Source organism: Amycolatopsis kentuckyensis (genome assembly GCF_002155975.1).
Classification (GTDB): Bacteria; Actinomycetota; Actinomycetes; order Mycobacteriales; family Pseudonocardiaceae; genus Amycolatopsis; species Amycolatopsis kentuckyensis.
In genome coordinates, this window is the sequence record NZ_MUMI01000130.1 from 1 (window position 1) to 9978 (window position 9978).

The window sequence follows — 9978 nt, forward strand, 5'->3', positions numbered from 1 at the left end:
AGTTCCTCACCGAGCTGACCGAGCGGACGGACTGCCGGCTGATCATCGACGTCGCGAACCTGTACGCCAACGCCCGCAACATCGGCACGGACCCGGAGGCGTTCCTGGACGGCATCCCCTGGGAGAGGCTGGCGTACGTGCACATGGCGGGCGGCGTCGAGCGCGACGGCGTCTACCACGACACGCACGCGCACCCGGTGCTGCCGGAGGTGCTTTCGCTGCTGACGGAGCTCCGCCGCCGCACGGACCCGCCGGGAGTGCTGCTGGAACGCGACGACGACTACCCGACGGACGACGAGCTGGCGGCGGAGCTGGTGGCGTTGCGGACGGCGGTGGCGGGGTGAGCCGCGCGGAGCTGGCCCGGCGCCAGGCGGAGTTGCTGCAGGCGTTGCTGGCCGACGGCCCGGCCCCGGAGGGTTTCGACCCGGCCCGGCTGCGGGTGGAGGCCGGGGTGCTGCGCCGGAAGCACGGCCGGGTGCTGGCGTACCAGCGGCCCGAGCTGGCGGAGGAACTGGGCGAGCGCTTCGGGCCGCTGTTCGCCCGGTTCAACGCGGCCCGGCCGAAGAAGGCGAGCGAGCGCTCGGGGGCGTACGCGGACGAGTTCGTCACGTGGCTGATCGAGGGCGGCCACCTGCCGAAGCCGAAGCGGCGGCTGGTGGACCGCCTGCGGCGCCGCTAGGGCGTCCAGGTCGGTTTGTCGACTCCCGGCTCCCGCGTCCCGAACTCCCAGTACGGCTGCGCGCCCGGCAGCCCGCCGGCCATCCGCACCCGCGTCAGCCGCCCGTAGCCGCTGTCCGCTTCCTCCAGCAGGTCGCCGTAGTCGACGTCCACCGCCGCCGGGTCCTTGCGGCCCAGGGAATCCAGCCACCGGCCCGTCCCGGCCAGCGACAGCCGCGCCCGCCAGGTACCCCCGTCGACCACCTGCTGCCGCAACGCCGTCATCACCGCCGCCGCGGTGAGCCAGCCCGTGGCGTGGTCCAGCGCCTGGACCGGCAGCGGCGACGGCGGATCTCCCCACGCCATGCCGCTCGACATCTGGACCAGGCTGTCGAACCCGCGCCGCCGCGCCCACGGCCCTGCCCAGCCGTACGCGCTCAGGTCCGCGACCACCAGTCCCGGCCGCAGCTCGGCCAGCTCCGCGGGCCCGAAGCCGATGCGTTCCAGCGCACCCGGGCGGAACGACTGCACCAGCACATCAGCCCGGCTGATCAGCTTCTTCAGCCGCGCCCGGCCACCCTCGGTGTCGAGCGCGACGAACGCCGACCGCTTGCCCTGGTTCGTGTCCCGCACCAGCGCCTCGACCCGCGGGAGGTGCGCGGCGCCGACATGCAGGACGTCGGCGCCGTGGGCGGCCAGGACCCGGCCGGCCACCGGCCCCGCGAGCACGTGCGTCAGCTCCAGGACCCGGATCCCGCCCAGCGGCCGGTCCGAATAGAACAGGGTCCGTTTCGGAGCCGGGCCCAGCGGCTCCAGCGCAACCAGCGGCAGCGAAGCCACCGCCGCACCCTGCGGATGCGCCGCCCAGTCCGACGGCGACCGCAGCTCGGCGGCCGCTCCCCCGGCCGACACCACGGCGTGCTCGATCTCCCGCGCGGTCCGCCCCGCCACCGCCTTCTCGACGGCCTCGCGGGATCCGGGCACGCCCAGGCCCCAGCACACCGCCGCTTCGTGCCGCGGGTAGTTGGCGTGCAGGCGGACCCAGCCGTCGGCCGTCCGGTAGTCGCCCGACAGCGGTCCCCAGACCGATTCCGCTCCGGCGCCGTCCACCTTCAGCAGCTGCTCGCTCCGGAACGCCGCCGCCGCGTGGCGCGTGTCCGCCGTGACCACGCCGGGCTCGATGTCCCGCAGCCGGAGCAGCTCGCCGGCCGCCAGGGTCGCCGCGGCCACCGAAGCCGTGGCGGCCGCCGCGACCCGGTACGGCCCGGGCAGCACGTCCTCGGTCCCGGTCAGCTCGAACGGCCCGGGCGAAGTCCCGGTCAGGGCGTCCCAGACGCCCTCGACTACGTCGCGCACTACGGGAGAGCCGCGACGAGCTCGGCGGGCGGCACGCGGGTGCCGGTGTAGAACGGGATCTCCTCGCGCACGTGCAGCCGGGCCTCGGTGCCGCGCAGGTGCCGCATGAGGTCGACGATCCGGTGCAGCTCGTCGGCCTCGAAGGCGAGGATCCACTCGTAGTCGCCCAGGGCGAACGACGCGACGGTGTTCGCGCGGACGTCCGGGTAGTCGCGGGCTTCCTTGCCGTGGTCGGCGAGCATCTTGCGGCGGTCGGCGTCCGGCAGCAGGTACCACTCGTAGGACCGCACGAACGGGTACACGCAGATGAACTTGCGGGCCTCTTCACCGGCCAGGAAGGCCGGGATGTGGCTCTTGTTGAACTCGGCGGGCCGGTGCAGCGCGGTCTGGCTCCAGACCGGCGTCGACGCCCGGCCCAGCGGCGTCCGGCGGAACCCGGCGTACGCGGCCTGGACCTGCTCGATCTCCTCGGCGTGCCACCAGATCATGAAGTCGGCGTCGGCGCGCAGCGCGGAGAGGTCGTAGACACCCCGCACGGTGACGCCCTTGGCCTCCAGGCCGTCGAGGTACTCGGCGGTCTCCCGGCCGGCGGTCCCGCGGTCCTCGCCCAGCCGGCCCGGTTCGATCCGGAAGACCGACCAGGTGGTGTAGCGGATGGTGTCGTTGAGCTCGTTGTAGTTGACCCGCGCCATGCGTCCATCCTGTCACCGTGGCGACGGCGCCGCCGCCACGGGTCAGGTGAGCGCACTCACGCGGAAAGGTGCGCCGCGATCCGCTGCGCCGCCGCCTCCGCCGTCGCCACACAGGCCGGCAGCCCGACGCCGTGCAGGGTCGCCCCGGCGATCGCCAGGCCCGGCACCTCCGCGACGGCCTTCTCGATCCGCTCCACCCGGTCGAGGTGCCCGGTGCCGTACTGCGGCAGCCCGCCGCCCCACCGCGTCACCAGCGTCTCGACCGGCGCCGCCGTCACGCCGGTCAGGCGGGCGAGGTCGTCACGGACCACGCGGACCAGCTCGACGTCGTCGAACTGCAGCGCGCCCGGTTCGCCGAACCGGCCGACCGAGCCGCGGACCAGGACCGGGCCGGTGCCGAAGTGCGCCCACTTCCGGGACGAGAACGTGAACGCCTTCGACGCGTACGGCTTGCCCGAGGCGTCGCTTTCGCCGGCGCCGATCAGGATCCCCGACGCCTCCGGCAGCGCGGTGCCGGGCGGCAGCGCCAGCGCCACGACCGCCATCGACGCCAGTTCGACCTCACCGAACGCCGCCGAGGCGGCCGGGACGAGGTCGGCCAGGAGCCGGCGGGCCGAGGGCGCGGGGACCGCGAGGACCACCGCGTCGGCTTCAAAGGTGTTGTCGGCCGGCGCGTGCGCGGTCGGCGCCGCGCCGATGCGCAGCCGCCAGCCGTCGCCGTCCCGCCCGATCTCGCACACCGGCAGGCCGGTCCGCAGCTCGGCGCCGGACGCCGTGGTGAGCCGGTCGATCACCGCGCCCAGGCCGCCCGGGACGGTGCCGAACACCGGCGCCGTCGACGGGTTCGCCGGCAGCTGGGCGGCGGCCGCCGCGGTCAGCGAGCCCGCGCCGGACGCCAGCGCGGACGCCAGGCCGGGCATGGTCGCGCGCAGGCCGAGGCCGTCAGCCCCACCCGCGTAGACGCCGCCGAGCAGCGGGTCGACCAGGCGGTCCACCAGTTCGTCGCCGAAGCGCTCGCGCAGCAGCGGCCCCAGCGGCACGTCCCCGCCGGGCAGCCGCAGCTCGGGCAGCGACGGCTCGGCCTCGACCGCCTGCCGCCCCGCCTCGGACAGCACTCCGGCCACCGACTCCGCGGACGACGGCACGCCCATCACGGTGCCGGGCGGCAGTCCGATGACGGCGCCCCCCGCGTGGATCTTCGCGCGGGCCTTCGTCGGGTGCACGACGTCGAGCCCGAGCTCCCGGACCAGCGCGAGCATTTCGGGACGACGGACGAGGAAGGCCTCGGCGCCGACGTCGTAGGGCACTCCGGCCAGCTCGGCGGTGCGCAGCTTCCCGCCCGGCGCCGTCGTCTTCTCGAAGACGGTGAGCTCGGCTTCCGCGCCGAGCAGCCGCCGCAGCCGGTACGCCGCGGTCAGGCCGGAGACGCCGCCGCCGACGACCGCGACGCGCTTCACAGCTCGTGCACCAGCTCGACCACCCGGGTCAGCACGTCCGGGTCGACGCCGGGCAGCACGCCGTGGCCGAGGTTGAAGATGTGGCCGTCGGCCGCCTTGCCCTCTTCGACGATCCGCCGGACCTCGGCTTCCAGCACCGGCCAGGACGCGTGCAGCAGCGCCGGGTCGAGGTTGCCCTGCACGATCGCGCGACCGCCCAGGCGCCGCACGGCCTCGTCGAGGGGGATCCGCCAGTCGACGCCGACGACGTCCGCGCCCGCGTCGCGCATCGCGGCCAGAAGCTCGCCCGTGCCGACGCCGAAGTGGATCCGCGGCACGCCGTACTCCGCGACACCGGCGAGGACCTTCGCCGAGTGCGGCAGGACGAACTCGCGGTAGTCCCGCTCGGACAGCGCGCCGGCCCAGGAGTCGAACAGCTGGATCGCGTCGACACCGGCGTCGAGCTGCGCGCGCAGGAACGTCAGGGCGACGTCGGCCAGCCGTGCGGCCAGCTCGTGCCAGACGTCCGGCGACGAGTGCATCAGCGCCTTGGTGTGCTCGTGGTTGCGGCTCGGGCCACCCTCGATGAGGTAGCTGGCCAGCGTGAACGGCGCACCCGCGAAGCCGATCAGCGGCGTCTCGCCCAGCCGCTCGACCAGCAGCTCGACGCCGGCCGCGACCTGCGAGACCTGGTCGGTTTCCAGCTCCGGCAGCGCTTTCACGGCGGCGAGGTCGCGCACCGGCTTCGCGACCACCGGGCCGGTGCCGGGCACGATGTCGATGTCGACCCCGGCGGCCTTGAGCGGGACCACGATGTCGCTGTACAGGATGGCCGCGTCGACGCCGTGGCGGCGGACCGGCTGCAGCGTGATCTCGGCGAGCATTTCGGGATCGAAACAGGAGTCGAGCATCGGCACGCCCTCGCGCAGCGCGCGGTACTCGGGCAGCGAACGACCGGCCTGGCGCATGAACCAGACGGGCGTGCGGGCCGGGCGTTCGCCGCGCGCGGCGGCCAGGAACGGGGCTTCGGGCAGCTCGCGGCGGGCGGCCGGGGCGGCCGGGCGCGGCAGGGGCGTGGTCTGAGACATCGCCGTCAATCGTGCCACGAGCCGAGGCGGGGCCGTTCCTCGGCGCGACCGCCTCGGCGCGCCTGCGCCCGCAACTGGGCGTGCCCGCCCTAAAGTCGAAGCGTGACCGCGATGACACCAGTGCCCGAACTCTTCCGCGAAGCAGTCGCGGCGCTGCAGTCCGTCCGGCCCCGCCGGGAGGTGCTGCTGGAGCCGATGCGCGCCCCGCAGCGGCTCGCGCCGTGGTCGTACGCGGTCAGCTGCGAAGTGTCCGGGCCCGCCGACGTGCTGGCTTCGGGCCGGCTGGTCCTGCTGCACGACCCAAACGGCCAGGACGGCTGGGACGGCGTGCTGCGCCTCGTCATGTACGTGCGCGCGGAGCTGGACCGGGAGCTGGCGACCGACCCGTTCCTGCCGGCGGTCGGCTGGTCCTGGCTCACCGACGCGCTGGAAGTGTCCGGCGCGAGCTGGACGGCCCTCGGCGGCACGGTGACGGAGACGTCGTCGGCCCGCTTCGGCGACATCTCCGGCCCGGCTCGCACCGACGACCTGGAGCTGCGGGCGTCGTGGACGCCGACGGACGCCGGACTGCTGCCGCACGGGCAGGCCTTCTGCCAGGTGATGGCGAGCGTCGTCGGCCTGCCGCCGGTCGGCGTGACCCTCTTCGAGCAGCGCCAGGGCTCCTGAGCGGCTGTCCGGGCGATCTTCGGCAACGAATCGGCAACGGCCGGTCGCCGAGCGTCGTCCCCGGATCGCCCTTTGTACGGATGTGAGCAAAATTCACGTCCGCTGAACGCCGTTCACCTCGCTCCCGGCCCCTCAGACGCCGCCTGCCGCCCGGAACGGCTCGGCTGATGTCCGGGGTACCCCGGCGGCCCGCCGCAGGCTGCGAGGCCGTTTCACGTCTCCTCGTTCGTGACTCCCCGCGGTCACGCACCGCTACAAGATCAATCCGAGGATCCGGGGTCGTCATCACCCCACGACAGACACGGACAGTCACAGTTCCGGGGCCCGGCAGGCACTCGGGAAGCCGCGCGGAGACCTCGCGGCGGAGTTGATCAAGGCCCGGCCGGAGCCACTTTCCGAGGCTCGGGGGAGCCCATCCGGCCCCTCGTCACTAGGCGCACTGGAAGCTGCACGCCCCATCTGCACGGCCATTTGGCCGCCGGTAACTCCTTAGCATCGTGTTCACTGGGCTATCCGTTAGCAACCGGCCGTGTACTAGCCCGATCGTGTTACTACGAACCCACTGAGTGACTGTTCGTTTGAGATAGATACCCATTCGATCCCCCCGCAACGGCCTCAGGACGGCTACAGTGCCTTCGACGACACCACTTTCGGTCTAAAGCTGGCGCGGCTGAACGGCCGAAGGTCCCGGTGCCGGTCGGGGGGCACGACCGACTCCAGGGAGGTAGTGACGTGGCTACCGTCGGCATTTCTCAGGCCGTCCGATCCACGCCAGCCGGCGCGTTGCCGGCGAGCATGGTTCCGCACCCGCGGGAAGAGCTTTTTTCGGTACTGGTGGTCGATGACCACCCGCTGTTGAGGGAGGCAATCGCAGCAAGACTCGCACAGATGGGTGCGGGGACCGTCCACGAAGCCGCCACGGTGGCCGAGGCGAGGGCGCGAGCACAGGCCACTGGGCCTTGTGACCTGGCGATCCTCGATCTCGGACTGCCGGACGGCAGCGGCATCGAGCTGGTTACGGAACTCCGTAGCCACGGCTGGCCGCGCGTGGTCGTACTCGCATCCTCGGACGACCCGTACGCGGTCCGCTCGGCCTTCCAGGCCGGGGCCCAGGCGTACCTGCTGAAGTCCGCGTCGCCGGTCGTGGTGACCGACGGCGTGCGGCGTGTGCTCGAGGGCGGCGTCTACGCCGACCCGAGCGTGGCTCCGGTGCTGGCCACCGGGACCCGCGTCGCGGGCACCGACAACACCCCGCGCGAGCTGTCCGCTCGTGAGGTGGAGGTGCTCCAGCTGGTCGCCGACGGACAGTCCAACAAGGAGATCGGCGAGGAGCTTTCGCTCTCCGCCCTCACCGTCAAGTCCCACCTGTCCCGGATCGGGCGCAAGCTCGGCACGGGCGACCGGGCCCAGATGGTGGCGCTGGCCATGCGAGCCGGCGTGATCCGCTGACGCAAGCGAACAGCCCTGCGGGGCGGGCAGACCAGGCGCGGTATGCCCGTCCCGTAGGGTCGTCAACCATGGGAAGCACTGAGGCCGAGGACACCGGGATGGAGATCGAGTCCACGGGCGGCCCCGTGCTGCTACGCGAACCCGCCGAGGGCACGCCCCCGGTGGTCACCGACCCCGCCGCGCTGGCCGAGGCCTGCGCGAAGCTCGCCGCGGGCACCGGCGCGGTCGCCGTCGACACCGAACGCGCGTCCGGCTACCGGTACTGGCCCAAGGCCTACCTCGTTCAGCTGCGCCGCGAAGGTTCCGGCACGGTGCTGATCGACCCGATCGCGCTGGACGGCGAACTCCAGCCGCTGCGCGACGTCCTCAACGACCTGGAGTGGGTGCTGCACGCCGCCTCCCAGGACCTCCCCTGCCTCGCCGAGCTGGACCTGCGCCCGGCGGCGCTGTTCGACACCGAGCTGGCCGGCCGGCTGGCGGGCTACGAACGCGTTGCGCTGGGCACGCTCGTCGAGCTGCTGCTGGGCTACACCCTCGAGAAGGGCCACAGCGCGGCCGACTGGTCGAAGCGGCCGCTGCCGGTCGACTGGCTGAACTACGCCGCCCTCGACGTCGAGCTGCTCGTCCAGCTGCGGGAGAAGCTGGAAGCGGAGCTGGGCGCCCAGGGCAAGCTGGAGTGGGCGCGGCAGGAGTTCGAGAACGTGCGGACGGCCCCGCCGCCGCCCCCGCGGGCCGAGCCGTGGCGCCGGACGTCCGGCGTGCACAAGATCCGCAGCCCCCGAGGCCTGGCGGCGGTCCGCGAGCTGTGGCAGGCGCGGGACGAGCTGGCCCGCAAGCGCGACCGCGCACCGAGCCGGATCCTCCCGGACAGCGCGATCGTCAACGCCGTCACGGCCGACCCGAAGACGGTCGAAGAGCTGCAGGCGCTGCCGGTGTTCAGCGGCCGCGTCCAGCGCAAGTACACGGCGAGCTGGCTGCGCCACCTCCAGGCGGCCCGGGCCCTGCCGGCCTCGGAGCTCCCGTCACCGTCCCAGCCGACGGACGGCCCGCCCCCGGTGAACCGCTGGGCGGACAAGGACCCGGACGCGGCGGCCCGCCTGTCGGCCGCACGGGCGGCGCTGACGGCCATCGCGGAGGACCGCCGGCTGCCGGTGGAGAACCTGCTGCTGCCGGACCTGGTCCGCCGCACGTGCTGGCGCCCGCCGGCCGAGACGGACGAGGACTCGGTGGCGGAGGTCCTGCGGGCCGGCGGGGCCCGGCCGTGGCAGGTGGAGCTGACCGCCGCCGCGCTCAGCAAGGCCCTGCAGAGCACCGCGTCCTGACAGATTCGGGACAATTCCCGCCTCCCTTCGGCCCCGGTCACCCGCTGCCCTAGGCTGCGCCGGAAACGCCGCACCGCCCGAAGGTTTCCGATGCCCGATTTCATGTCCGATCAGCCCGCCGTGCAGTGCTTTCTGAGCTTCACCCACGAAGATGACAGTTTCCTGAATTTCGTCACACCACTCAAGAATTCGCTGGAGAAGTTCTGCGCGTCGGCGCACGGGCGCAAGATCGAAGTGTTCGTGGATCGCGAAAGCATCGGGTGGGGCGAAGACTGGCGGATGAAGATCCAGGACGGGCTCAACGCCGCGATGGTGTTCATCCCGGTCATCTCGATGAACTACTTCTACGAAAGCGGCGCCTGCCGGGAAGAGCTGACGGCGTTCTACGCCAAGGCGAACGAGCTCGGCCTCACCCAGCTGATCCTGCCGCTGATCGTGCTGGGCCACGAGCTCATCACCGGCCAGAGCGACGACGCCAACATCCGGATCATCGAGAAGCTCCAGTACGTCGACATCAAGGAGGCGGTCCTGTCGGGAGCGGGCACCGCGGAATGGCGGCGCACCATGGACGTGGTGGCGGAGCGGCTGATCAAGGCGATCCGCTCGGCGGAAGCGACCCTGGAGGAACTCAAGCAATCCGACCGGCTGCTGCTCGAGGGCGCCACCCCGGAGAAGGACGGCCCCGGCCTCCAGGAGTACAAGGAAAACCTCACGGAGATCGGCGAGCTGCTGGAGCGGCAGTTCGACGCGATCAGCCACTCGCTGGACGAACTGGCCGAGGAAATGCGCCAGGTGACCGGGGAAATGGCCGGGCTCACCCCGGAGGCGATCAAGGCGCGGGTGGTCCGCGCCGCCGACACGATCAAACCGATGGCGGTCAACATCCAGCAGGTCGGCACGGCGTTCGAGGCGACGGTCGCGGAAACCGATTCGACGATCCGCTCGTACATGCGCCTGATGGATTCGCACATGACGCCCGCACTGCTGGACCGGGCGCGCCGGGAATACGACGAGTTCGTCGAAATGCTGAACGGGCTGATGGAGCTGGAGGTTCGGATCACCGAGTTCCTGACGCGGATTCGCCCGCTCGAGGCGATCAATGCTCCGCTGCGGGCGGCCATCCGGCCGCTGCGGGTGGGGGCTCAGTCCATGCAGCTGGGGATGCGGACGATGTGTGAGCTTTCTCGGACGATCAGTACTTTGCTGCGGGGGTGCGGGTCTCGTTAGCTTTTTCGCCACCCCGAAGCCGGCATTGTGACTACGGACGGCGGCACCTTGTCGCCGTCCGTGTTTTGGCTTCGGATCGGGGTTG

Annotated in this window: 10 protein-coding genes; 6 read left to right on the top strand and 4 right to left on the bottom strand. The window is 72.4% G+C overall.

Annotated features, from left to right (window positions below):
- Both CCN39_RS14220 and CCN39_RS14225 read left to right on the top strand, forming a co-directional pair.
- Positions 1–344: multinuclear nonheme iron-dependent oxidase (locus tag CCN39_RS14220; protein ID WP_143264036.1), on the top strand; the 344-nt coding region annotated here is incomplete at its 5' end.
- On the top strand, positions 341–679 hold the full coding sequence (locus tag CCN39_RS14225; RefSeq protein ID WP_086842179.1) for an SCO6045 C-terminal-like domain-containing protein: 339 nt from the start codon (positions 341–343) through the stop codon (positions 677–679). The genes CCN39_RS14220 and CCN39_RS14225, both read left to right, overlap by 4 nt.
- On the opposite strand, the gene CCN39_RS14230 is transcribed toward CCN39_RS14225, so the two are convergent.
- Genes CCN39_RS14230 through hemE form a run of 4 tightly spaced genes read right to left on the bottom strand, consistent with a single transcriptional unit; the run spans position 676 to position 5229 of the window.
- A complete protein-coding gene (locus CCN39_RS14230) occupies positions 676–2013 on the bottom strand; it encodes a CoA transferase (RefSeq protein ID WP_086842180.1) in 1338 nt (445 codons plus the stop codon). The two genes, CCN39_RS14225 and CCN39_RS14230, sit on opposite strands and share 4 nt — an antisense overlap.
- Entirely contained in the window at positions 2013–2705 is a 693-nt protein-coding gene (hemQ, locus tag CCN39_RS14235; RefSeq protein ID WP_086842182.1) for a hydrogen peroxide-dependent heme synthase, read from the bottom strand. The genes CCN39_RS14230 and hemQ overlap by 1 nt, the downstream gene beginning before the upstream one ends.
- A gap of 56 nt (positions 2706–2761) precedes the next feature.
- Entirely contained in the window at positions 2762–4162 is a 1401-nt protein-coding gene (gene hemG / locus CCN39_RS14240) for a protoporphyrinogen oxidase (RefSeq protein WP_086842185.1), read from the bottom strand.
- Positions 4159–5229: a uroporphyrinogen decarboxylase gene (gene hemE / locus CCN39_RS14245; protein ID WP_086842186.1), complete on the bottom strand. Its 1071-nt coding sequence runs from the start codon at positions 5227–5229 to the stop codon at positions 4159–4161. Before hemE ends, hemG begins: the two co-directional genes overlap by 4 nt.
- Before the next feature lie 102 nt (positions 5230–5331).
- Between hemE and CCN39_RS14250 the strand changes: the two genes are divergently transcribed.
- From CCN39_RS14250 to CCN39_RS14265, 4 genes are all read left to right on the top strand, one after another.
- Complete coding sequence (locus tag CCN39_RS14250; RefSeq protein WP_167455081.1) at positions 5332–5895, top strand: DUF3000 domain-containing protein; 564 nt, start codon at positions 5332–5334, stop codon at positions 5893–5895.
- A gap of 732 nt (positions 5896–6627) precedes the next feature.
- Positions 6628–7344, top strand: a complete 717-nt coding sequence (locus CCN39_RS14255) for a response regulator (RefSeq protein ID WP_033261886.1) — start codon at positions 6628–6630, stop codon at positions 7342–7344.
- Positions 7345–7442: 98 nt separating this feature from the next.
- The gene (locus tag CCN39_RS14260) at positions 7443–8666 is read left to right on the top strand and encodes a ribonuclease D (RefSeq protein ID WP_086842190.1); all 1224 of its coding nucleotides are present in this window, start codon (positions 7443–7445) and stop codon (positions 8664–8666) included.
- A 90-nt stretch (positions 8667–8756) separates the two neighbouring features.
- Positions 8757–9893 carry a toll/interleukin-1 receptor domain-containing protein gene (locus CCN39_RS14265; protein WP_086842192.1) on the top strand — a complete coding sequence of 379 codons (1137 nt, stop codon included), beginning with the start codon at positions 8757–8759 and terminating at the stop codon, positions 9891–9893.
- The last annotated feature ends 85 nt before the right edge of the window (positions 9894–9978 follow it).